This window comes from Tritonibacter multivorans (genome assembly GCF_001458415.1).
Classification (GTDB): Bacteria; Pseudomonadota; Alphaproteobacteria; order Rhodobacterales; family Rhodobacteraceae; genus Epibacterium; species Epibacterium multivorans.
Genome location: NZ_CYSD01000037.1, coordinates 484,743 through 510,000, shown reverse-complemented (window position 1 = coordinate 510,000; position 25,258 = coordinate 484,743). Strand labels below are relative to the sequence as shown.

The 25,258-nt window shown below is 60.2% G+C and carries 25 protein-coding genes; 15 read left to right on the top strand and 10 right to left on the bottom strand.

The genetic code is table 11. The features are described 5' to 3' along the window. Positions 1 to 60: 60 nt before the first annotated feature. Both guaD and TRM7557_RS13485 read right to left on the bottom strand, forming a co-directional pair. Entirely contained in the window at positions 61 to 1,374 is a 1,314-nt protein-coding gene (gene guaD / locus TRM7557_RS13490; RefSeq protein WP_058290706.1) for a guanine deaminase, read from the bottom strand. Between the two features lie 175 nt (positions 1,375 to 1,549). Then, positions 1,550 to 2,803 (bottom strand): urate hydroxylase PuuD, encoded by a 1,254-nt coding sequence (locus tag TRM7557_RS13485; protein WP_058290705.1) that lies wholly within the window; start codon positions 2,801 to 2,803, stop codon positions 1,550 to 1,552. 152 nt (positions 2,804 to 2,955) lie between these two features. Between TRM7557_RS13485 and TRM7557_RS13480 the strand changes: the two genes are divergently transcribed. Continuing rightward, on the top strand, positions 2,956 to 3,864 hold the full coding sequence (locus TRM7557_RS13480; protein ID WP_058290704.1) for a LysR family transcriptional regulator: 909 nt from the start codon (positions 2,956 to 2,958) through the stop codon (positions 3,862 to 3,864). Positions 3,865 to 3,940: 76 nt separating this feature from the next. On the opposite strand, the gene uraH is transcribed toward TRM7557_RS13480, so the two are convergent. Then, the gene (gene uraH / locus TRM7557_RS13475) at positions 3,941 to 4,294 is read right to left on the bottom strand and encodes a hydroxyisourate hydrolase (RefSeq protein ID WP_058290703.1); all 354 of its coding nucleotides are present in this window, start codon (positions 4,292 to 4,294) and stop codon (positions 3,941 to 3,943) included. A 208-nt stretch (positions 4,295 to 4,502) separates the two neighbouring features. Between uraH and puuE the strand changes: the two genes are divergently transcribed. From puuE to TRM7557_RS13460, 3 genes are all read left to right on the top strand, one after another. Continuing rightward, complete coding sequence (gene puuE, locus TRM7557_RS13470) at positions 4,503 to 5,897, top strand: allantoinase PuuE (protein WP_058290702.1); 1,395 nt, start codon at positions 4,503 to 4,505, stop codon at positions 5,895 to 5,897. Continuing rightward, positions 5,894 to 6,412, top strand: coding sequence for an ureidoglycolate lyase (locus TRM7557_RS13465; protein WP_058290701.1), 519 nt, complete (start codon positions 5,894 to 5,896; stop codon positions 6,410 to 6,412). Before puuE ends, TRM7557_RS13465 begins: the two co-directional genes overlap by 4 nt. Before the next feature lie 79 nt (positions 6,413 to 6,491). Then, a complete protein-coding gene (locus TRM7557_RS13460; protein ID WP_058290700.1) occupies positions 6,492 to 7,904 on the top strand; it encodes a uracil-xanthine permease family protein in 1,413 nt (470 codons plus the stop codon). A 33-nt stretch (positions 7,905 to 7,937) separates the two neighbouring features. Here TRM7557_RS13460 and TRM7557_RS13455 read toward each other — a convergent pair whose 3' ends face one another. Next, complete coding sequence (locus TRM7557_RS13455; protein ID WP_058290758.1) at positions 7,938 to 8,768, bottom strand: bifunctional allantoicase/(S)-ureidoglycine aminohydrolase; 831 nt, start codon at positions 8,766 to 8,768, stop codon at positions 7,938 to 7,940. Positions 8,769 to 8,946: 178 nt separating this feature from the next. Between TRM7557_RS13455 and TRM7557_RS13450 the strand changes: the two genes are divergently transcribed. Beyond that, positions 8,947 to 10,206: a glycerate kinase type-2 family protein gene (locus TRM7557_RS13450; RefSeq protein WP_058290757.1), complete on the top strand. Its 1,260-nt coding sequence runs from the start codon at positions 8,947 to 8,949 to the stop codon at positions 10,204 to 10,206. Positions 10,207 to 10,276: 70 nt separating this feature from the next. Here TRM7557_RS13450 and TRM7557_RS13445 read toward each other — a convergent pair whose 3' ends face one another. Together TRM7557_RS13445 and TRM7557_RS13440 are read right to left on the bottom strand one after the other, a co-directional pair. Continuing rightward, complete coding sequence (locus TRM7557_RS13445) at positions 10,277 to 10,612, bottom strand: hypothetical protein (RefSeq protein WP_058290699.1); 336 nt, start codon at positions 10,610 to 10,612, stop codon at positions 10,277 to 10,279. A 268-nt stretch (positions 10,613 to 10,880) separates the two neighbouring features. After that, positions 10,881 to 11,903, bottom strand: a complete 1,023-nt coding sequence (locus TRM7557_RS13440; RefSeq protein WP_058290698.1) for an aspartate-semialdehyde dehydrogenase — start codon at positions 11,901 to 11,903, stop codon at positions 10,881 to 10,883. 228 nt (positions 11,904 to 12,131) lie between these two features. Between TRM7557_RS13440 and TRM7557_RS13435 the strand changes: the two genes are divergently transcribed. Then, positions 12,132 to 13,316 (top strand): DUF3095 domain-containing protein, encoded by a 1,185-nt coding sequence (locus tag TRM7557_RS13435; protein ID WP_235811475.1) that lies wholly within the window; start codon positions 12,132 to 12,134, stop codon positions 13,314 to 13,316. Between the two features lie 20 nt (positions 13,317 to 13,336). On the opposite strand, the gene TRM7557_RS13430 is transcribed toward TRM7557_RS13435, so the two are convergent. Continuing rightward, positions 13,337 to 13,987: a carbonic anhydrase gene (locus TRM7557_RS13430; protein WP_058290697.1), complete on the bottom strand. Its 651-nt coding sequence runs from the start codon at positions 13,985 to 13,987 to the stop codon at positions 13,337 to 13,339. Between the two features lie 158 nt (positions 13,988 to 14,145). Between TRM7557_RS13430 and TRM7557_RS13425 the strand changes: the two genes are divergently transcribed. From TRM7557_RS13425 to TRM7557_RS13415, 3 genes are all read left to right on the top strand, one after another. After that, entirely contained in the window at positions 14,146 to 14,526 is a 381-nt protein-coding gene (locus TRM7557_RS13425) for a hypothetical protein (RefSeq protein WP_235811474.1), read from the top strand. A gap of 195 nt (positions 14,527 to 14,721) precedes the next feature. Then, the gene (locus tag TRM7557_RS13420) at positions 14,722 to 16,119 is read left to right on the top strand and encodes a leucyl aminopeptidase family protein (protein WP_058290696.1); all 1,398 of its coding nucleotides are present in this window, start codon (positions 14,722 to 14,724) and stop codon (positions 16,117 to 16,119) included. Beyond that, positions 16,116 to 16,856 (top strand): C40 family peptidase, encoded by a 741-nt coding sequence (locus TRM7557_RS13415; RefSeq protein WP_058290695.1) that lies wholly within the window; start codon positions 16,116 to 16,118, stop codon positions 16,854 to 16,856. Before TRM7557_RS13420 ends, TRM7557_RS13415 begins: the two co-directional genes overlap by 4 nt. On the opposite strand, the gene TRM7557_RS13410 is transcribed toward TRM7557_RS13415, so the two are convergent. The 3 genes from TRM7557_RS13410 to TRM7557_RS13400 form a co-directional block, all read right to left on the bottom strand. Next, on the bottom strand, positions 16,845 to 17,189 hold the full coding sequence (locus TRM7557_RS13410) for a DUF2794 domain-containing protein (RefSeq protein ID WP_058290694.1): 345 nt from the start codon (positions 17,187 to 17,189) through the stop codon (positions 16,845 to 16,847). The two genes, TRM7557_RS13415 and TRM7557_RS13410, sit on opposite strands and share 12 nt — an antisense overlap. A gap of 32 nt (positions 17,190 to 17,221) precedes the next feature. Further along, positions 17,222 to 17,923, bottom strand: coding sequence for an ArsR/SmtB family transcription factor (locus TRM7557_RS13405; protein ID WP_058290693.1), 702 nt, complete (start codon positions 17,921 to 17,923; stop codon positions 17,222 to 17,224). Positions 17,924 to 17,989: 66 nt separating this feature from the next. Further along, the gene (locus TRM7557_RS13400) at positions 17,990 to 19,657 is read right to left on the bottom strand and encodes a Y-family DNA polymerase (protein WP_058290692.1); all 1,668 of its coding nucleotides are present in this window, start codon (positions 19,655 to 19,657) and stop codon (positions 17,990 to 17,992) included. A 96-nt stretch (positions 19,658 to 19,753) separates the two neighbouring features. On the opposite strand from TRM7557_RS13400, the gene TRM7557_RS13395 reads away from it, so the two are divergent. The 6 genes from TRM7557_RS13395 to TRM7557_RS13370 all read left to right on the top strand — a co-directional run bounded on the left by TRM7557_RS13395 (position 19,754) and on the right by TRM7557_RS13370 (position 25,241). Further along, positions 19,754 to 20,197 (top strand): c-type cytochrome, encoded by a 444-nt coding sequence (locus TRM7557_RS13395; RefSeq protein WP_165592461.1) that lies wholly within the window; start codon positions 19,754 to 19,756, stop codon positions 20,195 to 20,197. 108 nt (positions 20,198 to 20,305) lie between these two features. After that, a complete protein-coding gene (locus TRM7557_RS13390) occupies positions 20,306 to 21,238 on the top strand; it encodes an AEC family transporter (RefSeq protein ID WP_058290690.1) in 933 nt (310 codons plus the stop codon). Positions 21,239 to 21,375: 137 nt separating this feature from the next. Beyond that, positions 21,376 to 22,209 carry an S-formylglutathione hydrolase gene (gene fghA / locus TRM7557_RS13385; protein ID WP_058290689.1) on the top strand — a complete coding sequence of 278 codons (834 nt, stop codon included), beginning with the start codon at positions 21,376 to 21,378 and terminating at the stop codon, positions 22,207 to 22,209. Between the two features lie 6 nt (positions 22,210 to 22,215). Next, positions 22,216 to 23,721, top strand: coding sequence for a Si-specific NAD(P)(+) transhydrogenase (sthA, locus tag TRM7557_RS13380; RefSeq protein ID WP_058290688.1), 1,506 nt, complete (start codon positions 22,216 to 22,218; stop codon positions 23,719 to 23,721). After that, the gene (locus TRM7557_RS13375; protein WP_058290687.1) at positions 23,718 to 24,182 is read left to right on the top strand and encodes a YaiI/YqxD family protein; all 465 of its coding nucleotides are present in this window, start codon (positions 23,718 to 23,720) and stop codon (positions 24,180 to 24,182) included. Before sthA ends, TRM7557_RS13375 begins: the two co-directional genes overlap by 4 nt. 105 nt (positions 24,183 to 24,287) lie before the next feature. Further along, positions 24,288 to 25,241 (top strand): DMT family transporter, encoded by a 954-nt coding sequence (locus TRM7557_RS13370; RefSeq protein ID WP_058290686.1) that lies wholly within the window; start codon positions 24,288 to 24,290, stop codon positions 25,239 to 25,241. Positions 25,242 to 25,258 lie beyond the last annotated feature (17 nt).

Sequence of the window (25,258 nt, the reverse complement as noted above, 5' to 3'; positions counted from 1 at the left end):
ACGGGCACCGCCCGCAGCGATGCCCGTTGTGCCGTACCAATCCCCCAGACAATGACCCCTTTATATGACGGGCTTCTGCGCCACCCCGGCGGCATAGGTTTGCACCACCGCGCGATCATCACCGAGCATCTGCAATACAAAGAGTTCCTCACTCAATGTGCCACAGCTGTGCGCACGTAGATCCATCGCTGCGGTTGCCTTGGCGTTCAACACAACAACATCGGCTTCCGTGCCCGCATTCAGCGTGCCAATCTTATGGGACATGCCGAGCACATCTGCGTTGCCACGTGTGATCCAGTGGAAGGCGCGCAGCGGGTCAAGCTTCTGCCCCTGCAGTTGCAAGACCTTATAGGCCTCGTTCAGAGTTTGCAGCATGGAATAGCTGGTGCCCGCCCCAATATCGGTGGCGATCCCATTCTGGATGCCGCGGCCGCGAAGACCCGCATCATCAAACAGACCGCTGCCCAGAAACAGGTTGGACGTCGGGCAGAACACCGGCTTTGCCCCAGTGTCGGTCAGAAGATCGATTTCGCGCGGCTCCAAGTGGATCGCATGACCCAGCAGCGCACGCTCTGACAGAAGGCCATATTTCTCATAGACACCCAGATAGTCGGGGGCGTTCGGGTAGAGGCTGAGCGTATAGGCAATTTCGTCGCGGTTCTCGGACAAATGCGTCTGCATGTAGCAGTCGCCATGTTCAGCAACCAAGGCACCGGCTGCCTCCAGTTGCGCCGGGGTCGACGTAATCGCAAAGCGCGGTGAGATGGCATAAGACAGGCGCCCGCGACCATGGAAGGCCGCGATCAGGGCCTTGGTTTCATCATAGCCCTGCTGCGCTGTGTCCCGCAGCCCATCGGGGGCATTGCGGTCCATCATCACCTTGCCACCGATCATGCGCATGTTGCGGTTCAACGCTTCCGTGAAATACGCCTCCGCCGACTGCGGATGCACAGAGCAGAAGGCAACGGCGGTGGTGGTGCCATGCGCGGTGAGCAGATCAAAGAAGGCCGTTGCCATCGCCGCCGCATGATCGGGGTCCACAAAACGCGTCTCTGCCGGGAAAGTATAGGTGTTCAGCCAATCCAACAGCTGCTCCCCCCAGGAGGCAATCACCTGCACCTGCGGAAAATGAAGATGGGTGTCGATGAAACCCGGCATCAGCAGGTGGGGGCGGTGGTCGATCACCTTGGCCTCACCAGCCTGCAGCGCGACCTCATCAAAGGCGCCATGGGCCTTGATCACCCCATCCTCGATCAGAAGGGCACCATCTTCTATATATGTGTATGCCGCGTGATCGTCGGGGCCTTGCGGTTCCCGGTCAAAGCTCAAGGTCCGGCCACGCAGCAGCGTTTTAGATGTCGCAACAGATGTCATGGATCTTTTTGTCCTTTGAAAACATTTGGGGCCGGACAGCACGGGGCTCGGCCATTCGGGAAGGGCGGGGCGCAGCACCTGGCGCAACCGCGCCGCGCAAGCGGCGCTCGGCCCAACGGGGGAAGAGGCATTTCAATGCCTCAGACACAGGCGGGAGCCCCCGCCCTGCCCGCGCTTAGTTCGCGGCCAGCGAGAGCGGCAATTTGGCAGCCCCATCCACATACCACCTGCGGATCAAGGCACGCTCTTCGGGCTCCATATAGCTGACATTTGCGGGCGGCATTGCATGGGTCACGCCCGACTGCAGATAGATCTGGCTCGCGTATTTCGCCACATCCGCCGGGGTTTCCAAGAGCACGTTTTTCGGTGCTCGACGGATGCCATCGTAAAATGGCTCGCGCGCATGGCACATGGAACAGCGGCCCGGCACCACATTCATCACCTCTTCAAAATGCTCAGAGCTGGCAAAAGCCAGCTCCGTTTTGGTCAGCGCGCGCGCTTCGCTTTCCTCATAGCTGTCCTGCTCCAGCCCCGCCTGGCTCAGGATCATAACCGCAAAGAACAGCAGCGCAGTGACCAACCAGGTCCAGGTTGGATTGCCTGCGCGCGCGTGGCGGGTGTTGAAATAGTGTCGGATCGTCACCCCCATCAGGAACACCAGCGCCGCAATGACCCAGTTGTACTCGGTGGCAAAGGCCAGCGGGTAGTGGTTCGACAGCATCAGGAAGATCACCGGCAGGGTGAGGTAGTTGTTGTGGGTCGAGCGCAGCTTGGCGATTTTACCGTATTTCGCATCCGGCTTGCGGCCCGCCTTCAGGTCCGCCACCACAATGCGCTGGTTCGGCATGATGATGAAGAACACATTGGCGGTCATGATTGTGGCGGTGAACGCGCCCAGATGCAGCAGCACCGCGCGGCCCGTAAAGACCTGATTATAGGCCCAGCCCATCGCCACAAGCATGACAAACAAGAGGAGCATCAGCACGGTCGGCCTCTCGCCCAGCTTGGATTTGCAAAGGGCATCATAGATCAGCCACCCCACCGCCAGCGAGGCTGCAGAGATCAAAATCCCCTGCCACAGCGCCAAATCGGCTTTGGCCGCATCAATCAGATACAGCTCCCCGCCCGCCCAATAGACAATCATCAACAGCGCAGCGCCCGACAGCCAGGTGGAATAGCTTTCCCATTTGAACCAGGTCAGGTGCTCGGGCATCTGGCCAGGCGCGACAAGGTATTTCTGGATGTGGTAGAATCCCCCCCCATGCACCTGCCATTCTTCGCCATCAGCGGGGCCTTCGATATTGCGGTTCAACCCCAGATCCAGCGCAATGAAATAGAACGAGGAACCAATCCAGGCGACGGCCGTGATGACATGCAGCCAGCGCACCGCAAAGGCCAGCCAGTCCCACATGATCAAAAGCTCTTCCATATTTTCTTCCTCATAGTTCCGGGGCGTTTTTCCGCGGGTAGCCTAGTGCAGCCCCTTATTTTCCTGTATCGGTGAAAAATTCCAAGCTGTTTCAAAATCTGCCTGACAATCTTATCCGCGCCTATCCGAGGCGGCCCACCCGGAAGTAACCCATGTCCTATCTGAACAACATCCGCACCTTCGTTCGCGTCTACGAACTCGGCAATATGTCTGCTGCTGCCCGCGATATGCGCATTTCTGCAGCTGTGGCCTCCTCGCGGATCTCGCAACTCGAAGATCATCTCAAGGTCCGCCTGTTCCAGCGCACCACCCGCCTGCTGAACCCAACCGAGCAGGGGAAGATCTTCTATGAGGGTGCCGTAAAAATCCTCGAAGCGGTAGAAGAAGCCGAAGCCGACATCTCAAACGTCACGCAGATCCCGCAGGGCACATTATATGTGGCGGCTCCGCTGGGTCTGGGCCAGCGCTTCATTGCCCCGGCTGTTCCCAAGTTCCGCGCGGCCTACCCGCTGATCAATATTCGCCTGCGCCTGTCAGACCGCAAACTCGATCTGGCGGCCGAAGGTCTGGATGCGGCCTTTTTCCTTGGCGTGCCCGAGGATTCGAATCTCAAAATCCGCAAAATCGCCGACTGCCCGCGCCTCTTGTGTGCCTCACCCGACTATATCGCCAAACGCGGCACCCCAAAGTCGAGCGCAGAACTAAAGACAGACGCCCACGATTGCCTCAACCTGCGCTTTCCCGGCGCGCCGGAATTCCAATGGACGCTCGATGGCCCCGAGGGCCCGCAGCGCATCGCGGTCACCGGCCCCTTTGAAAGCGACCACGGCGAGGTCCTGACTCAATGGGCGCTCGATGGGCACGGCATTGTGATGAAACCCAGCTTCGAGGTCTCAGAACATCTGAACGCAGGGCGCTTGGTGCCGGTTCTGGAAAACGAACCGCCCCTGCCCATTCAACTGGCCTGCCTTTATATGCACCGCCGCCATCAAGACCCCAAAGTTCGGCTGTTCCTCGACTTTATGGTCGACCACATTCTGGCCGAACTGCCAACAACATAACCAAAGGCCGGGAGGATCCCCGGCCTTTCATCTTTGGCCTTTCATCTTTTCAAAAATATCCCCGCCGGAGGCTCCCTCAGCTGCCCCGATAGGTGGAATAGCCATAAGGCGACAGCAGCAGCGGCACATGGTAGTGGTCGTCTTCGCTCATGCCAAAACGGATCGGCACCTGATCCAGAAACAACGGATCAGCCCCGGCCTGGCCGGTTTCACGCAGGTATTCACCGCAGAAAAAGATCAGCTCATAGGTGCCGGTCTTAAACTTCTCCGCAGGCAGGATTGGCGTATCCGTGCGCCCGTCCGCATTGGTCACGGTTTCGGCGATTTTCTTGTGGGAATTGCCCGTCACCTTATAAAGCGCGATTTTGATCCCCTCCGCGGGGAGGCCACGTGCAGTATCCAAGACGTGAGTGGTGAGAAATCCGGCCATCGCGGCCTCCTTTTGCGTGTCAAAAAGCCTGTGTTGTCGCCATATTGGCGCCTCTCTGCCCAATATGCACGCATCCGCGTGGAATAGCTCTTTCAAAAAATGCATGAGAACACCCAAGCACCCTTTGTAATATAACGTAGAAAACAACAGCTTTGCTGGAGACGTCCCCGTGAATTCCGCACCCCCTTCGAACCGTTACCCCCGAGACATGCGCGGCTATGGCCCGAACGCCCCCGACCCCCAATGGCCGGGCGGCGCAAAAGTCGCCGTTCAATTTGTGCTGAACTATGAAGAAGGCGGCGAAAACTGCCTGCTGCATGGCGATGCGGCCTCCGAGGCGTTTCTGTCCGACATCCCCGGCGCCGCCCAATGGCCCGGCCAGCGCCATTGGAACATGGAATCGATCTATGAATACGGCGCGCGTGCAGGTTTCTGGCGGCTGCACCGCCTCTTCACCGGCGCGGATATCCCGCTGACCATCTATGGCGTTGCCTCCGCACTCGCCCGGTCGCCCGAACAGGTTCAGGCGATGAAAGACGCAGATTGGGAGATCGCCTCGCATGGTCTGAAATGGGTCGAACACAAAGACATGCCCGAGGAAGAAGAGCGCGCCTCCATCGCAGAGGCCGTTCGGCTTCATACCGAAGTGGTCGGTGAACGCCCGCGCGGCTGGTACACCGGGCGCTGTTCTGCCAATACCGTGCGACTGGTCGCCGAAGAGGGCGGCTTTGACTATATCTCGGACACCTATGACGACGACCTGCCCTATTGGCTGGAGGTTGAGGACCGCGATCAGCTGATCATTCCCTATACGCTGGAAGCCAACGATATGCGTTTCGCCACCGCGCCCGGCTGGGTCACGGGCGACGATTTCGGCCAGTATCTCACGGATGCTTTTGACGCGCTTTATGCCGAAGGGGAGGCAGGCGCGCCGAAGATGATGACCATTGGCCTGCACTGCCGTCTGGTGGGCCGTCCCGGCAAGATCGCGGCGCTGAAGCGGTTTATTGACCACATCCAGTCCTTTGACGATGTCTGGTGCCCGCGCCGGGTTGAGATCGCACAGCACTGGGCTGAAACCCACCCGCACAGCCGCCGCGAACGCCCCAGCCAGATGGACCGCGCGCGGTTTGTTGAACAGTTCGGCGGCATTTTTGAACATTCCCCCTGGATCGCCGACCGCGCCTTTGATCTGGAGCTGGGCCCGGCCCATGATTGCGCCATTGGCGTCCATAATGCGCTGTGCCGCATGTTCCGTGTGGCCAGCGAAGAAGAACGGCTGGGCGTGTTGACCGCACACCCGGATCTGGCGGGCAAGCTGGCGCAGGCGGGCCGCCTGACATCCGAGAGCACATCTGAACAGGCCTCAGCCGGCCTAGATATGCTGACCGATGGCGAACGCTGGACCTTTACCTCGCTCAACGAAGACTACGTGGCCAAACACGGTTTCCCCTTCATCATCGCGGTGCGCGATCACAACAAGGCGTCGATCCTCGAGGCGTTTAAGCGCCGCATCAACAACGACCGCGACACCGAATTTGCCGAGGCCTGCAAACAGGTCGAGCGCATCGCCCACTTCCGCCTGCAGGACCTGTTCGCATGAGCCGCGATCTGATTGCCAAGCCCCTGACGGCAGAGGCTTTCGCCCCCTTCGGCGATGTGCTGGAGGTCGCGGAAAGCACCCCCGACAAAATCATCAACCAAGGCATGTGCGGTCGTCACCACGACCGCGCCACCCTCGATTTCAGCGATGGGCAGGCGGGGCTGAGCCTGTTTGACAGCAAACCGCGCGACCTGCCCTATGCGGTGGAACTGGTCGAGCGCCACCCCGAAGGCAGCCAGGCTTTTGTGCCCCTGAACGGCGTGCCAATGCTGGTGATCGTCGCAAACGATCTGGGCGATCGCCCCGGTCAGGTCCATGCCTTCCTCAGCCAGCCCGGCCAGGCGATCAACCTGCATCGCGGCACATGGCATGGGGTGCTCGCCCCTTACCAGGCGCAGGGCCAATACATTGTCATCGACCGCATTGGCGCAGGCGCTAATCTCGAAGAGCACTGGTTCGACACCCCTTGGGTCGTCACCGAAATCGCCACTGATACTTCGCCGGCGGAGGGCTAGCCCGATGCCATAATCCAAGGGGCTGATCCCTGCCCATCAAACGAGGCGGGGGCGGCTCTCCCAACAGGGACTATTTCAAATGACCGAGACTTCCTTAGGAACACCGTCGCAATTGCGCGACCCTGACTATATGCCGCCGTTCGAGAAGGCGGTTCCCCTTGGCATCCAGCACGTGCTGGCCATGTTTGTGTCCAATGTGACACCTGCCATTATTGTTGCAGGCGCGGCCGGGTTTGGTTTTGGTTCGAACAGCCCGGATTTTCCCGAACTGCTGTATCTGATCCAGATGTCGATGCTGTTTGCGGGTCTTGCCACCCTCTTGCAAACGGTGACCCTTGGCCCGGTTGGGGCCAAGCTGCCGATCGTGCAGGGCACGTCTTTTGCCTTTCTCCCCATTATGATTCCACTGGTGGCGGGCAAAGGGGTTGATGGGCTGGCCGCACTTTTTGGCGGCGTTCTGATTGGCGGGCTGTTTCATGCCGCCCTGGGGCTGGTTATTGGCCGCATCCGCTTTGCGCTGCCGCCGCTCGTCACCGGGCTGGTGGTTACCATGATTGGTCTGGCACTGGTGAAAGTGGGCATCCAATATGCGGCAGGCGGCGTTCCGGCCATTGGCACGCCGGAATATGGCTCGCTCCTGAACTGGTCTGCCGCGATTGTGGTGATCCTTGTGACACTGGGGCTGAAGTTCTTTGCCCGTGGGATGCTGTCGGTATCCGCCGTATTGATCGGGCTGTTTGCGGGCTATGTCTTTGCGCTGGCCACCGGCATGCTGACGGTCGAGGCCGTGTCCCTATCGTGGGAGCGCGCCGCAAGCTTTGCCCTGCCGCAGCCCTTTAAATACGGGTTCGAGCTGTCGTTCGCCGCGATCCTTGGCTTCTGCCTGATGGCCTTTGTGTCCGCGGTTGAGACCGTGGGCGATGTATCCGGCGTTGCCAAAGGCGGCGCAGGGCGCGAAGCCACCGACAAGGAAATCGAAGGTGCGACCTTTGCCGATGGTTTTGGCACCGCAGTCTCTGGCATCTTTGGCGGCCTGCCGAACACATCCTTCAGCCAGAACGTCGGCCTGATTGCGATGACCGGCGTGATGAGCCGCCATGTGGTGACCATTGGCGCGCTGTTCCTCATCCTTTGTGGGCTGGTGCCCAAAGTCGGCGCGGTCATTCGCACCATCCCGATCGAAGTTCTCGGCGGCGGCGTGATTGTGATGTTCGGCATGGTGGTCTCTGCCGGGATTTCGATCTTGTCCGATGTCAGCTGGACCCGGCGCAATGGGGTGATCTTTGCGATCTCCATCTCGATCGGTCTGGGCCTGCAGCTGGAGCCTGGCGCGCTGCAACATCTGCCGTCGACGCTGAAGATCCTGCTGTCGAGCGGCCTGCTGCCTGCGGCCGTTCTGGCAATTGTGTTGAACCTGATCCTCCCTGAAGAACTTGCGGCAGAGGCGACCGAGGAAATCTCGGGCGGCCTTTCGGGCACCAAGGACGCGTAAAAACAAAAGGGCCACATCACGCGGCCCTTTTCATCAACGAAATGGGGTCATCGGCATGTGCCGGTTCACATCCTTATAAAGCAAGTAGCGGAAGCGACCCGGACCACCTGCGTAACACGCCTGCGGGCAGAAGGCGCGCAGCCACATGTAATCGCCCGCCTCGACCTCGACCCAATCCTGGTTCAGCCGATACACCGCCTTGCCTTCCAGCACATAAAGCCCGTGTTCCATCACATGGGTTTCGGCAAAGGGGATCACGCCACCGGGTTCAAAATTGACGATATTGACGTGCATGTCGTGGCGCAGATCTTCGGGATCGGCAAAGCGCTGTGTACCCCATTTGCCATCCGTATCCGGCATGGCATTCATGGGCACATCGGCTTCATTGGTAACAAAGGCTTCGGGCGCATCCAGACCTTCGACCGCGTGGTACGCCTTGCGGATCCAGTGAAACTTGACCGGCGCATCCGTGCTGTTGGCCACCGACCACTCTGCCGCGGGCGGCAGGAAGGCATAGCCACCTTCCGCAAGCTGATGTTGCTCACCATTCAGCGTCAGCGTCATGCCGCCTTCAACCACAAACAGCACATGTTCAATGCCGACATCGGTCTCGGGACGGGTGCTGCCACCGCCGGGCTGCACCTCGGCGATGTAATGCGAAAAGCTTTCGGCAAAGCCAGACAGAGGACGGGCGATCACCCAGAACCGCGCCTTGTCCCAAAACGGCAGGAAGCTGGTGACAATATCGCTCATCGTGCCCTTGGGGATCACGGCATAAGCATCCGTGAACATGGCCCGGTCGGTCAAAAGCTGCGTCTGCGGCGGCAGCCCACCTTGCGGGGCGTAATAGGTCGGTTTGGTCATCGCTTCGCCATTCACTGTTGTTCGCCCCATCAAACCCTGTGTGCAAGCTCAGGCCAACGCAAAAGAATTGCCCGAACGCATGAAGGATTTTTGGGGGAAATTTGAAAGCCCCGGCAAAGCCCCTTGCGGCAAGGCCCTCTGCTCCACAAAGTGGGTGCAAACAGGAGGAGAGCAAATCATGAGCAGCCTGCGCGAAACGGCAATGACCTTGTTTGAAGCCGCGATTGCAGCCGCTGATCCAGAAGCCGCCGTCAAACGCCAGCTGGACCGGCACCCCCTGCCCCCTTTGCCCCCCGGAGCGCACCGGTTTGTGATTGCAGTGGGCAAAGCTGCCGTGCCGATGATGCGGGCAGCGCTGGAAATTCTGCCAACACCAACCGCTGCCTTGGTGGTCACAAACCCCGAAAACCTGTGCAACCTGCCCGGTGCACAGGTCATCGCGGGCGCGCATCCGGTCCCAGATGAAACCAGCGCCGCAGCAGGTCACGCCGTTTTGGAACTGCTGGCGCAGACCAAAGCAGGGGATCAGGTTCTGGCGTTGATCTCGGGCGGTGGATCGGCCCTCATGGTCGCCCCGCGCAAAGGTCTGAGCCTTCAGGATAAATCTGCAGCCAATGCGCTGCTGCTTGCTTCGGGGCTGGAAATCACAGAGATGAACCTTGTGCGCCAGCAGCTGTCCGCGCTGAAGGGCGGTGGACTGCTGCACGCCGCAGCCCCAGCCACAGTGCACGCGTTTCTGCTGTCGGATGTCATCGGCGACGACCTGCGGGCCATTGCCTCGGGCCCCACGGTTGCCCCTCTGGGCACTCCAACGGATGCCCGCGACTTGCTGCGTACCCACGGCCTGCTGCGCCAACTGCCCGATGCCGTTCAAACATGCCTCGAGGCCGCGACACCGCAGCGCGAGGCCTTACCGGAGGCTCAGAACCATTTGGTCGGCTCGAACCAACAGAGCTTGCTGGCGATGAAAACCTGCGCGGAGGCTCAGGGATGGCAGGCAGAGATTGTGGACAATGCGCTGACAGGCGATGTCGAAGAGGCCGCCCAGAAAATCGCGGCGTCTCTGCGCGCGTCAAAGGCTGATCGCCCCACCGCGCTGCTGTTTGGCGGTGAAACCACGGTTCGCCTGCGCGGGAATGGCAGGGGGGGCCGCAATCAGGAACTTGCCCTGCATATTGCGCGCCTGTGCCAGAACGACGATGGCGATTGGGTCTTTCTCTCTGGCGGAACCGACGGGCGGGACGGTCCGACGGATGCTGCGGGCGCTTTGGTCGATGCCGCAAGCTGGTCCCGGATAACGGCCGCCGGCGAAGATCCTCAGGCGCTTTTGGATAATAATGACAGTCATCATGCGCTTCACGCCGCCGGAAATCTGATCCGCACGGGCGGGACTGGCACCAATGTGGCCGATGTCCAAGTTCTGCTGATAAAACCCTAGCTACAAAATGCCCGAGGGGCGGAGTCTAGAAAAACCGTCCCCCGGACCGCGATGTCGTCGATCCCTAACGTCAGTGCGCGTTCGGCAGGGAACCGAACCGGCGCTCCAGCTCTAGGCGCGGGTGACCCAGCTTGCCAAAGGTGCAAATTTCCACCTGGCTTTGCAGATCCACCAAACGCAGTCGGCCAGCGCGCGGGCGCATATCAAAGCCCTTCTGTCGCAGCAATTGCCTCAGGCTCGGCCAGTTACTGGCGAGACCAAACGACTCATTCAGGTTCACCCGCAACTGAACCAGGGCTTCAGAATCAAGCCCCTGCCTTTGTCGCGCGCTGGCCCATGGCGTTTGCTTGTAAGACAGATCGTCGTGAACTTCGGTTTCAGGTGTATAGTCCCCATCCTGTTTCACGTTTTACCCTCCAAAAACACTCATTAACAAACAACTCCCATTTTAAGGCACAAATGGGTCCTTGGACGGTCGAGGATACAGCCTTTTGAAGGCAGCCGAGTTCAAATTTATGAAATATTTTAACCCCTCAAACATCTCAAATACGACCAATCTTCCCGCAACAGTTTTGAAAGAAACGAAAAATCGCACCTCACCCCAACCCACTGCGCAGGCACAAAAAAAGGCGCTCCGAAGAGCGCCTTTCGAATTCTCGTCAGGGTTAGCGGTATCAACCCTTCTTAAGAACCTCACGGCCCAGCAGCTCTGCGATCTGGACGGCGTTCAGGGCCGCGCCTTTGCGCAGGTTGTCGGACACACACCACAGGTTCAGACCATTGTCCAAAGTGGAGTCCTGACGGATGCGGCTGATGAAGGTTGCGAAATCGCCAACGCATTCTTTCGGCGTGACGTAGCCACCGTCTTCACGCTTGTCGATCACCATGATGCCCGGCGCTTCGCGCAGGATGTCGCGGGCTTCATCTTCATCGAGGAAGTCTTCGAATTCGATGTTGATGGATTCAGAGTGACCAACGAACACGGGCACACGCACGCAGGTCGCGGTGACCTTGATCGCCGGATCGACGATTTTCTTGGTCTCGGCAACCATCTTCCACTCTTCTTTGGTGGACCCATCGTCGAGGAAAACGTCGATGTGCGGGATCACGTTAAACGCGATCTCTTTGGTGTAGACGGTCGGCGGGACATCTTTGGTAGGATTGTAGACCGCTTTGGTCTGTTCCCACAGCTCTTCCATCGCCTCTTTGCCCGAACCGGAAACCGACTGGTAGGTGGACACAACCACACGTTTGATGGTCGCGCGGTCATGCAGCGGCTTCAGGGCCACAACCATCTGCGCAGTCGAGCAGTTGGGGTTGGCGATGATGTTTTTCTGGTTGTACCCGTGAACGTCCTGCGGGTTCACTTCCGGCACGATCAGCGGAACTTCCGGATCGTAGCGGTAGAGCGAGGAGTTGTCGATGACAACACAGCCAGCCGCTGCCGCCTTGGGCGCGTACTGTTTGGTTGCCTCAGAGCCCACAGCAAACAGCGCCATGTCCCAACCCGCAAAGTCAAAGGTATCCAGATCCTGGGTCTTCAGCGTCTTGTCGCCAAAAGTCACCTCTGTCCCCAGCGAACGACGAGACGCCAGTGCGGCCAATTCGTCCACAGGAAACTGGCGCTCGGCCAGGATGTTCAGCATTTCACGGCCCACGTTGCCCGTGGCGCCGACGACAACGACGCGATAACCCATTTTGTTTCTCCAACTATGATCCGGCCTCGTGACCGGCTGACGTGTGATATAGAACCTCATCCCTTTAGAAAAGCCGCGATTGCAGCGCTGGTGGAGGTTTTCCGGTGTTTTCGTCGATTTCCGCAAAATTTGATCGCTATCGGCTCCGAAATTTCCTGCGAAATTGGATCCAACGAAAGCGTGATTCCCTTTGAACTTGCCCTGCTTTCGCTCTGCACCACATAGACCATGGCAGCCCCCAAGCCCTGTGAGACCATGAAAGACACCCAATCCAACCCAGATACCTTCTACGATGACCTGCCGCTTTTTGCAGAGTTCTCAGGTTTGCAACAGGACGCGTTCACCCCATTGCCAGACGACTGGCTGCTTGGATGTTGCGACATTGTAGACTCCACTGCGCTGATCGATCGGGGGCAGTTCAAAACCGTCAACATGATTGGGGCCGCCGCGATTGCGGCGCTGCGCAATACGTTGCCGGATCGGGCTTTTCCCTTTGTTTTCGGCGGCGATGGGGCCGGTTTCGCCTTGCCGCCGGATTGCGCGGATCTGGCCGCACGCGAATTGGCCCGTCTGCAGGCCTGGGTGGCCCAAGAATTTGCGATTGATCTGCGCGCCACTTTGGCCCCTGTCGCAGATGTGCGCGCCAGCGGGCAGGACGTTCGCGTGGCACGCTTTGGCGCGTCGCGCGATGTCGACTATGCGATGTTTGATGGCGGGGGGCTCAATTGGCTGGAAAGCCAGATGAAGGGAAACGACCGCACGCTGAGCACGCAAAGCGATGGCACACCGCCGGATCTGACGGGGCTGTCGTGTCGCTGGGATTCGGTCAAAGCCCGCAATGACATGATCCTATCGGTGCTCGTGAAACCAGAGCCCACAGCCCCCTTTGCGGCGGTTGCCGAGGTCACTCAGGCGATTCTGCAACTGGCCAATGGCCTGGATCGCGGCGGCCACCCCTTGCCAAAAGAGGGGCCGGGTTTCCGATTCCCACCCAAAGGCCTGATGCTGGAGGCCCGTTTGGGCCGCGGCAAAACCGCGGCGATTTTACGAAAAGTCACCCTGACACTGGGCACTGCACTGGTTGCAGTGCTGTTTTGGCGCGGTCGAAAACTGGGTAATTTTGACCCCGTCAGCTACCGCGCCGAAATCGCCGCCAACGCGGATTTCCGCAAGTATGACGACGGGCTGAAACTGACCTTGGACTGCCCGCAAGAAACGCACGATCAGATCGAAGGGTTGCTTGCCGATGCAAGGGCTGCGGGGCTGGTGCGCTATGGGCTGTTTGCACAGGACGAAGCGATGGTGACCTGCATCGTACCGTCGGCCATGCGCGCAGATCATATGCACTTTGTGGACGGCGCTTCGGGTGGCTACGCACGGGCTGCACAGATGCTTCGGGCGCAAGGCAAATAGCTGCCCTGGACCACCGGACATCAGACCGCGAGGAACCTGTCCTGCACCGCGTCATAATACTCCAGATCGCCTTCGCCAATATCGGTCCACAGCCCATGCAAACTCAGCTCTCGGGCCTGTACCGCGCTGTCAATAAACGGGAAGGTCATCAGATTTTCTAATGAAGCAACAACAGCTTGGCGTTCGAAACGGCGGGCTTGTTCGACGGGATCTTGGATGTCAGCCACCTGCTCAAACTTTGGCTTCAGGATCTCCATCCATCGACCAACAAAGCTGGTCTTTGCTTCCAGATGCGGGGCATTGCCCTTGGCCATGTCAATACAGCCCTGCACACCACCACATTGGGAATGCCCCAGCACAATAAGATGCGACACTTTCAAAGCTGTCACCGCGTATTCGATTGCGGCAGAGGTCCCGTGATGATCCCCATCAGGCGCATAGGGGGGAACCAGGTTGGCGATATTTCGATGAATAAAAAATTCGCCCTGATCAGCGCCAAAGATCGAGGTCACATGCACCCGGCTGTCACAGCAGGAAATCACCATCGCACGCGGGCGCTGTCCTTCTTCGGCAAGGCGGCGATACCAATGTTGGTTTTCTGCATAACCGGTGGCTTTCCACCCTTGATAGCGCGTGACCAGATATCCGGGCAAAGGTTTGGCATGATTCATGTTTTCGTCTTTCCTTGCAAACGCGCGGTGCGCCCCTCTTTGCCGCAATTGTTACCAAATTCGACAGATATCAAGATCCGTCAGCAACCTTTTGACAACCGTTCAACGTCAGATTGGTTCCGTGCCGTGGGGGCATACCGAATACGGGGTGAATCGTGGTGGCTAATATTCTTACAGTCAATCATAGGGAAAACGTCCATCTGGACTCGCAAAAGCTTTCGGAACTCTACCGACAGCTGGGCGAAGTCAGCGCAGAGGACGTTGTCTGTCGCGCCATTGAAGAGCTTGCCGTGCGTCTGACGCATTGTGAACGTCTTTGGCGACAAAACGATGTGGAGAAACTCCGCAAAAGCGCGCGGTCGTTGATCGCGATCTCAGAGCAGATCGGTCTGACCGATATGGCCAGCATTGCACGCGACGTGACCGTCGCGATCGACGCAAGCGACCATCCGGCCACAGCGGCAACGCTGTTCCGTCTGATCCGCGTGGGGGAGCGGTCTCTGACCGCCGTCTGGGAACAGCAAGACCTGTCGGTCTAATCCACTTCGTCCAGACTGGATCTGTGCCCGGGCGCTTTTAGCGACCTGGGCACAGCTGTTTTGAAAACATATGCTTAGCTAGCAGTGAACATGATTTTCACACAGCTTTGAGGCCCGCTGGGGCTTGCGGCTGCAGCTATGGCGGATACTCTGTGGGCAAAAGAACCCTTACGCCCTTTGATCGGAGTATCCTCCATGCCGACGCCTTCCTTCGCCCTGCCCTCAGATCAGGCCATTGCGGTTCATGTGGTCTCTGCCGATCACTGCGAAGAATTTCTCGTCGGCCAACCTGAGGCTGTGCGCAACTGGGCGCAAGTGCAGGGGTTCACGGGCGGCTGGGGGCAATGCCTGACCATCGCCAACACCGAAGGTCATATTGAACGGGCGCTGGTTGGATTTGGCACCGCCGCACAACGCAAACGCCAGCGGTTTGCCCTAGCGGCTGCGGCTGAAAAGTTGCCTGCGGGCACTTACGCCCTGACCGACACGCTGCCCGAAGGGTTTGACCTCGAAACCGAAGCTTTCGGCTGGTTGATGAGCCAATATCGCTTTGATCGCTACAAATCCTGCACGCCCTCTGGTGCGCAGCTGGTGGCCCCAAACGGGATCGAGGTCGCGACTGTCGAAGCTCTCGCCGCCGCAGAGTGGCTGACCCGCGACCTGATCAACACCCCTGCCGAAGACATGGGGCCTGGCGCGCTGCAGCAGGCCGTTGAAACCTTGGGGGAAACCCATGGGGCGACGGTCAAGACGATCACCGGTGAAGACCTGCTGACCCAGAACTTCCCGCTGATCCATACTGTGGGACGCGCCGCCGGTGACGGAAACCGTGCCCCACGTCTGGTCGAGATGCTGTGGGGCAGCTCTGGCCCGACCCTGACGCTGGTCGGCAAGGGCGTCTGTTTTGACACCGGGGGCCTGAACCTCAAGCCCGGCGGCAGCATGGGGTTGATGAAGAAAGACATGGGCGGCGCGGCCAATGTTTTGGGGCTGGCGTCGATGATCATGACCGCGAAACTGCCGCTGCGCCTGCGCGTTCTGATCCCGGCGGCTGAAAATGCTGTCTCTGGCCCCGCGTTCCGCCCCGGCGATGTCCTGACCTCGCGCAAGGGGCTGACGGTTGAGGTCAACAACACCGACGCCGAAGGGCGCTTGGTGCTGGCAGACGCGCTTGCACTGGCGACAGAGGATAAGCCGGATCTGCTGATTTCAATGGCAACGCTTACGGGTGCGGCCCGTGTTGCGGTGGGCGCCGACCTTGCGCCGTTCTACACCGATGACGAAGGCGATGCCGCGGCCCTGTCCAAATCGGCGACAGAGATGGCTGATCCGGTCTGGCGCATGCCCTTCCACGCCCCATACGAAGCACAGATTGAACCCAGCATTGCGGATCTGGACAATGCACCGTCGGGCGGGTTTGCCGGTTCGATCACTGCCGCGCTGTTCCTGCGCCGCTTCACGGATGAGGCGCGCTATATGCATTTCGATATCTACGGCTGGTGCCAGTCCAACCAGCCCGCCCGCCGGAAAGGCGGTGTTGGCCAAGGCACCCGCGCGCTGTTTGCGGCCCTGCCAGACATGCTGAACCTGTGAGCCTGTCTATCGCACATCCCGTTGTCGACCTGCTGCGCACCCCCAATGGGCCGCGTGACCGACAGCTGTTGTTCGGAGATGACGTCACTGTGTTGGCGCGCACCGAAGGGTGGGTCGAGGTGGCGGCTGCAAAGGACGGCTATCGCGGTTTTCTGCCCTCGGATGCTGTGCGGGACACTGCGCGGGCAACCCATTGGGTCAGTGCACCTGCGACACATGCCTACGAGGCCGAGGATTTTAAATCCCCAGACCGCGCCAGTTTTTCATTTGGCACGCAGCTGCGGGTGCAGAGCACAGGCGATAGATTTGCCAAAACCGATCAGGGGTATGTCCCCAAGGCACATCTGCGCGCGATCGGCGATCCCCTTGCAGACCCCGTCGCTGTTGCAGAGACGCTGATCGGCACGCCGTATCTCTGGGGCGGCAACAGCCGCTTTGGTATCGATTGCTCGGGACTGGTGCAGGTGGCGTGCCTTGCCTGTGGTCTGCCCTGCCCCGGCGACAGCGGCCCGCAAGAGCGCGCTCTTGGCACCCGCCTGCCCGAGGGCAGCGCCTATCAGCGCGGCGATCTTTTGTTCTGGAAAGGCCATGTGGCCTGGGTGCGGGACCCGGACACGCTGCTTCATGCCAATGTGCATGCCATGGCCGTGGCCCTGGAACCCCTCGACGCAGCGATCACACGGATCGCGGAACAGGGCGACGGGCCGGTGACGGCCCATAAGCGGTTATTCGACTGACCGGATCAGCTTGCGTTCCAGGACGCGCAGCACCGCTTTGAGGTCCTTGCCACGTTTCAGGATCTGACCATCCGTGCCGACAACAGCGTATTGCCCCTGTTTGTGGCGCAGTTTCGGGCGTTTCTCGATCCGGTACAGCGGATGTTCAGCGGTGCGCCGAAACACGGCAAAAACCGCCAGTTCTCGCAGCGATGACATGCCATAGTCCCGCCACTCTCCGGCAGCGACCATGCGGCCATAAAGGGACATGATCACCGACAGTTCGCTCCGGTCGAAATGCACCTGTGTCGGAAAGGTCTGACGGGGAAAAGGTTCAATGGGTTGGTAGCTCATGCCCCCAAGGGTCGTCGCTCTTGCGCTGCAAATCAAGCCTCTTGCGTCACATGTGGCAGATCGGCCACCGGCAGCCCCAGCATCTGGTGGAACGCCCGCGCCCCCGGCGTGGTCAGCAGCAGCTCTCGATTTTGCCCAGCGCGGCGCAGCCAACCTGCCTCTAACCCGTGGTTGAGGATCTGTGTCCCCATGGGGCCTGCAATGTGATCGCGTCGTTCGGTCCAGTCCATGCAGGGACGGGCAAAGGGGCGCGCGCCTTTGTCTGGCGCAAGCGTCACGCCAAGCCCGGCCCAGACCGCGCTGTCTTGGGCAACAAAGCGGCCGCCGTCACGCCGCAACAGCCCGCGCACTTGCAAGCTCTCCGTCATGGCCACCGCCAATGGCCCGGCAAGATGGTCATAACAGCTGCGCAACTGCGCCAGCCCGCCCGCTTTGCGTTTCTGCGCGCGGTGCAGACTGTCACGGGGCGCCAAGGCCGCCAGCTGTTCAAGCGCCTGTGCAACCTCGGGGCCTGCAAGCCGGTGAAACACACAGCGGCCGCGTTTTTCTGACACCACAAGGCCTGCATCCTGCAGCATGCGCAAATGCGCCGTGGCGGTTTGCGGGGTCACGCTGGCGGCGCTGGCCAGTTCCTTGTTGGTGAAGGCCCGCCCCTCCATCAACTCGCAAAGCATACGGGTCCGGCTGGCATCACCAAGAGCCTGACCAATGATATCGAAACGTGGGGTTACCATGCCCTCAGCTTAGCCGCAGCAGGCACATCTGCCCAAGGAAATCACTTCGCCCACCATCGAAGCGTTTCATGCAAAGCTGCCCTGACAAAACCATCCCCTCGACATCGTGCCCCCATGCGCAAAGTACAGCCACAGCCGCGCGCCGCAGGTGGTCACGACACACCAGTAATCCCGCACCCCGCTGCGCCAGTTGGGGTCATCCAGCCACCATTCCGGCGCGATCCGTTCTGGACCTGTGGCACCGGCCAGCTGCCAGTCCCGCCCACGCCACCGAAATGTACCGTCCAGACGCGGCACATCGGGTGCCATGACCAGCTCGGGGGGCCACAGCAGCAGCGGGCGGGGACGCGGCGGCGTGGGCCAGTCCTGCGCAGGTTCTGACCACGCTGCGGCAAGAGTTTTGGACGTCTTTTCAGGAATATGGCTGTCGGCTGGATGCAGGCGGGTGAGGTTTTCCAGCCCCACCCGTGCGCCCAGCCGCCCCATCAGATCTTCGAGCGCTGTGCCGTCTTCCTGGCGGGTGCGGGCGGCCCGGCGCGCATCCGCATGGCCGGCGGGCGCGCGATCATGCAGCGCTTCGACCTGCAGCCCCTCTAGGCGCAGCATGTCGATGCCAAATCCGGCATCGATCTGATCCAGTTTCATCTCCAGAAGCGGGCGGATGCGGGCGGGGTCGCGTGTGGCACGGGCCAGCCCCAGTGTCAGCACCTCGGTTTCCTGATCCGCGCGATGCGCCTCCAGCCGCAAAAGCCGCACGCCCTTGCCGCGTGCTTCAAGCCGTGCACAGAGCCGGGGCAACATCCGGTCCACTCCCGCCATCAGATCCTCGATCAGCCCAATCGGGTCGGGAAATCCCATGCGCACGGCGAAATGATCCGGAGCACGGGCGGGGGAAATCGGCTCCGGTGCTGAGCCCATCGCCTGATCCAACCGATCAACAAGACCACGCCCAAAGCGCCGGGCGAGACTGGCGCGCGGCTGCCCCAGCAGATCCCCAATCTGCCGCAGCCCCAGCCGGTTCAGCTGCGCCACGATGCCTGCCTCCAACCGAAGCGCCGCAACAGGCAAGGGGCTGAGCGCGCTATAGGCCTGACCGGCCGGGATAATCCGCCCCGCGCCACCATGAACCGCGACCTCAGGTGCGGTGCCGCCGCGGGTCCAGTGACGGGTTTTGCCCTTTTTGCGCGGATGCGCGCGGGACCGCGTGGCGCGGGCCTCTTGGTCGATGGCGTCACCTGTGCGGTCCGACCCCACTTCGGCCCCGCCATAGCGCGCCAAAGCCCAGGCCGCCCCCAGCGTATCCGCAAGCCCCAGCCGCACGGATAACCCCATCTCAGCGCAATCGCGTTCAACCTGCAGGATCAACTCGGACTCGCCACCAAAAAGATGCGCACACCCCGTCAGATCCACCGTCAGACCGTCCGGATCAGCCACCGCAACCCAAGGCGAAAACTTACCTGCCCAGCGCTGCAATGCCGCCAGAAACCGGGCCTCGGCCAACTTGTCCTGCGGACGTGTCAGCAGGTGTGAACACAGGGCATGGGCATCGCGCAAAGGCTGGCCGACATACAGACCTTCCGTTTCTGCCGCCGGGCTTAACGCACAAATAACCTGTGCATTGGACACTTCGGCCACGACGGCCAATGGCGCGTCAATATGGCCGCGCGCTCCACGGAGGATGCGGTCGGCCCCAAGATGCGGGAACCAGAGGGAAAGGATACGGCGATGGACCATCAGATCGACCGGGACAAGAAGAGCAGCAAGAGCAGAGAGGGCAGTTTGTTCTCTTTATGTTCTTATTTTGCGATTCGATCAATCCTGCCGCTGCTGTTGTTGGCCACTCTCTTTGTCCCCGCGTCCAATGGCACCCACGCCAGCGAGCCGCGCCAGATGCACCCGGCAATGGCCCAGCGCATTGCCCTGATGAACCGTCAGAAAGAAGCAATGGAACTGCTGAGCGATATGGCCGCAGGGCGTCACGTCTTTGACCCCAAACTGGCCCGCGCCGCCCGCAAAAGCCTGATCGACACGACACAGGCCATTCCCAAGGCATTCAAGAAAAATCGCCAAGGGCTGCAGTCCCATGCGCTGCCCGAGATTTGGCAACACCCCAAAGATTTCAAAGCCCGTGCTGTCACAGCCCACAAGGCCGCACGTGGGATCGCAACACGAAATGTCATCCGACTGCGCAAGACCCTGCCACCCATGGTGCAGGCCTGCATCAGCTGCCATCAGGGGTTTCGCGATCATGACCGGGAATTCACCACGCACTAAGTGACCTGCGGCGCAATTCGCTCAAAGGGATCACAACCGGCCACCCGTTTTACGCGACATGTAATAGGTGACTAGGCGAAGTGGTCAAAAGTCTTTACCACTGGCCCCATGATCGAGATTTTTCTGCGCACGCTTCCGTTCTTTGCCATTATTGGCCTGGGTTTTTGGGCCGGGCGCAGTCGGTTTTTCACCGAAGAAGCCACGGCCTATCTGACCCGGTTTGTGTTCTTCTTCCCGCTCTCGGCGATGATTTTCCGCTTTGCGGCCAACCTGTCGATTGACGATATTTTTCAGCCCAATCTGATCATCGGATATCTGGCGGGCACCATGGCGACCTATCTGGTGGCCAATTTCATCGCCTTCATCCGCCGTCAGGACATGTCGACCGCCGCGGTCGAGGCCCAATGCGCCGCCATTGGCAATGTGGGGTTCTTAGGTCTGCCGATGATGGTGCTGCTGTTCGGTGAGGCTGCTGTGGCGCCGATGATGACCGTGTTGACCGTAGATCTGGTGGTGTTCTCCTCGCTGATCGTCATGGTGATCAACACCCATCGCGGCGCAGGTGCCAGCCTGACCACCCTGCGGCTGGTGGGCATGGGGCTGGTCAGCAATCCGATGATTCTGTCGATTGTCGCAGGTCTTGCGTGGTCGGCCTCTGAACTGCCGATCCCCCGACCAATGAATGATTTTCTGGCTATTCTGGGCGGCGCGGCCACGCCCGGAGCGCTCTTTGCCATTGGCGCGTCGCTTGCTTCCAAATCGGCAGAGCGGGTGCAGGTCGCGGCTTGGCTGTCCTTTACCAAACTGGCGCTCCATCCGGCACTGGTTGCGGTGGGCGTTCTGTGGCTGATGCCGGTGCCGACCTATGTGGCAGGGATTGCCATCGCCGCCGCCGCATTGCCTGTTGCGGGCAATGTTTTCATGTTGGCGCAGCATTATGGCGTGGCTCCGCAGCGCGCATCTGCGGCGATCCTGATCTCTACCGTGGTGTCGATTGTCTCTTTCCCGTTGGTCGTCGCATGGGTGAATACCCTGCCCTGACGTGCCAATCGGAAACGCAGCCTTCAATGTTTTGCAACCTTATGACGCGAAAAGCACAAATGCTGACGTGACGACACTGGATTTGCGTCGCCCACGCAGGTAGCGAAGGGGCAAAGACATTAGAAGGAGGTCACCCCATGGAAACCGTCTCGGAGAACCGGGCCTTTGGCGGCACACAGGGCGTCTATCGTCACACCAGCACATCCACCAACTGCGAGATGACCTTCGGTCTGTTCCTGCCGGAAGAAGCAAAGGACGGCCCTGTGCCTTTGCTGTGGTATCTCTCGGGTCTGACCTGCACCCATGAAAACGCCATGACCAAAGCAGGCGCGCAGGCCTGGTGCGCCGAGCAGGGCATTGCGATTGTGTTCCCCGACACCAGCCCGCGCGGCGAAGGGGTGGCCAATGACGACGCCTACGATCTGGGTCAGGGCGCTGGTTTCTATGTGAACGCGACTGAGGAACCTTGGGCGCCGCATTTCCAGATGTGGGACTATATCGCCGAAGAACTGCCCACCCTGCTGGGCGAGAAATTCAACCTCGATATGGACCGCCAGGCGATCACCGGCCATTCCATGGGCGGTCATGGCGCGCTGACGCTGGCGATGAACCTGCCGGGCCGGTTCAAATCGGTCTCGGCCTTTGCGCCGATCTCCAACCCGACCGCCAGCGACTGGGGCCGCAAGCAGCTGTCTGCCTATCTGGGTGATGATGAGGCCGCATGGGCCAAACATGACGCCAGCCTTCTGATGGCAGAAGTTGGCTTTGACGGTCCTGTTCTTGTCGACACCGGCACCAATGACCAGTTCATTGACCTCCTGAAACCCGAGGCACTGGCGAACGCCGTCGCCACCAAACGTCAACATGCCACCCTGCGTCTGCAGAAGGGCTATGACCACAGCTATTTCTTTGTCTCCACCTTCATGGAGGACCACGTGTCCTTCCATGCGGAGGCCCTTTATGGGGAGTAAAGACACATGACTGATTTTGACTATGACCTGATCATCATCGGCTCCGGCCCGTCGGGACGCACTGCGGCAATCCAGGCCGCAAAGCTCAAGCGCCGGGTACTGGTGATCGACCGCAAGGATCGTCTGGGCGGTGTGTCGGTGCACACCGGCACCATCCCGTCCAAGACCCTGCGCGAAACCGTGCTGAACCTCACTGGCTGGCGCGAGCGGTCCTTCTATGGCCGCTCTTACCGGGTGAAAGACCAGATCAAAGCAGACGACCTGAAGGCGCGCCTGCATATGACCCTCGACTACGAAGTTGACGTGCTGGAACACCAGTTCAACCGCAACCACGTGGAAACACTGGCGGGCATGGCGCATTTTGTCGGCCCCAATGAGGTCGAGGTGGAAATCGAGGCAGGCGACACCACCCGCGTGACCGGCGAAAAGTTCCTGATCGCCACCGGCACCCGCACCTATCGCCCGGACTATGTCCCTTTCAACGGCAAGACCGTTGTGGATGGCGATGAGTTCCTCGAAATGGACGAAATCCCGCGTTCGCTGGTTGTTGTGGGCGCAGGCGTCATTGGCGTTGAATACGCCACAATGTTTGCCGCATTGGATGTGCGCGTCACCCTGATCGAACCGCGCGACAGCTTCCTTGATTTCATCGACCGCACGCTGATCGATGAGTTCACCCATCAGATCCGCGAAAACGGTGTCGATCTGCGTTTGGGGTCGGCGATTTCGACGATCGATGACGAAGGCTCCCACATTGAGGTAACCCTAGAAAACGGCCGTCACATCCGTGGCGAGATGCTGCTGTTTGCGGCTGGTCGCATGGGCAACACCGAGAAGCTGAACCTCAAGGCTGTGGGTTTGGAAACCGACCACCGTGGCCGTCTTGAGGTGGAACGTAAAACCTATCAGACCGCCGTGCCGCATATCTATGCCACTGGCGATGTGATCGGCCACCCGTCGCTGGCGTCAACCTCCTTGCAGCAGGGGCGCGTTGCAGCCTGCCACGCAATGGAAGTGCCGACCGTGCCGGAAAGCCCCTGGTACCCTTACGGCATCTACTCGGTTCCGGAAATGTCCACCTGCGGCATGTCCGAGGAAGAGCTGAAAGAGCGCGGCGTGCCTTACGAGGTCGGCGTTGCCCGGTTCCGCGAAACTTCGCGCGGGCACATCATGGGTCTGGAACATGGCATGTTGAAAATGCTGTTCAGCCTCAAGACCCGCCGGGTTCTGGGCGTGCAGATTGTCGGCGAAGGCGCAACCGAGCTGATCCACATTGCCCAAGCCGTTCTGAACCTGCAGGGCACCGTGGATTACTTCGTCCAGAACACCTTCAACTACCCGACCCTCGCAGAGGCCTATAAAATCGCGGGTCTGGATGCGTTCAACCGCATGCCGATCCCCGAAGAATACAAGGTCCACGCGCGCTCCTCCAAGGCCAAGAAAGCCGCCCCCAAGGCGGAGAAGAAAGCCGAAGAAAAGGCCGGGGAGAAGGCAGATAAGGCCGCCGAGTGAGCGCGCTTTATATTGACGCCGATGCCTGCCCGGTGAAAGCCGAGGCCGAACGTGTCGCCACCCGTCATGGGTGGCGCATGTTCGTTGTGTCAAACGGCGGTCTGCGCCCCTCGCCCAATCCGCTGGTCGAAACGGTTATCGTCTCGGAAGGCGCGGATGTGGCCGACATGTGGATCGCCGAACGTTGCGGGCCGGGCGATGTGGTCGTAACCGGCGACATCCCGCTGGCCTCAAAATGCATCGAGGCCGGCGCCCGCGTGCTGCGCCACAATGGCGAGGCTTTCACCCAGGCCAACATCGGCCAGCAGCTGGCCATGCGCGACCTGATGGCCGACCTGCGCGCGGCCAATCCGCTGGGCATGCAGGGCGGCGGCAAGGCCTTTTCCAAAGCCGATCGTTCGCGGTTTCTCGATGCGCTGGAACGCGAGATCCGCGCCGCAAAATCGCAGGCGCACCGTTAAGGGCGCATCCTTTCTAAATTGTACCAAAGGGGCGGAAGCATTTGTCTGCCGCCCCTGCCCGACCTAGGGTCAGCGCGAAAAGACGCCTGATCAAAGGACACCTGGATGGAGCAGCGACTGAAGCTCTTTGGCATGGCTGCCGCTGCCGGTGCCGCTGTTGGCTTTTCCGTTATTGACCTGCTGTTCAAGTTCCTCTCGGGAGACTACCCGCTGTATCAGATGGTGTTCACCCGTTCGATTGTGGCGCTGTCCTTTGTGATGTTTGTGCTGGTGCCCATTGACGGCGGGTTGCACATCCTGCGCACCGCGCATCTGCCGCTGCATCTGGCCCGCGTGACCGCTGTTCTGATTGCCAATATCACCTACTTTACCGGCCTTGCCCTGATGCCACTGGCCGAGGCCGTCAGCATCACCTTTGTCACGCCTCTGGTCGTCACCGTCCTGTCGGCGGTGTTCCTGCGCGAACATGTGGGCCCGTGGCGATGGGGTGCGGTGGCCATTGGGTTTCTTGGCGTTCTGATCATTCTGCGACCGGGGCCCGAAACATTCCAGCCCATCGCGCTCTTGCCGCTGATCGGGGCAAGCTCCTATGCCATTCTGCACGTTCTGACCCGGCATATTGGCGGCGCGGACAAAGCGGCGACTATGGCGTTTTTTCCGGCCTTTGGGTTCCTGATCTTCAGCGCCCTCGCCGGGCTCGCCTTTGGACAGGGACAATGGCAGACCGGCGTGCCGATTTTTGATGTGGTCCTGCGCCCCTGGGTCTGGCCCAATGCGTTCGAGCTGTTTCTGATGCTGCTTTCCGGCGTCGCCGGATCGGTCGCCGTCTATTTGATCAGCCAGTCTTACCGGCTCTGCGAGGCCGCTCTTGTTGCGCCTTTTGAATATGTTGCCATGCCGATGGCGGTGATCTGGGGTGTTCTGATCTTTGGCGAATGGCCGGGCTTGCCGGTCTGGATTGGGTCGGGCCTGATCGTCAGCGCTGGCCTTCTGTCCCTATGGCGCGAAACACGGGTATCCAAACCGCCAACGCGCCCCAATCCCCGCAACACCGGATAAGTTTTCAAAAGGTAGAT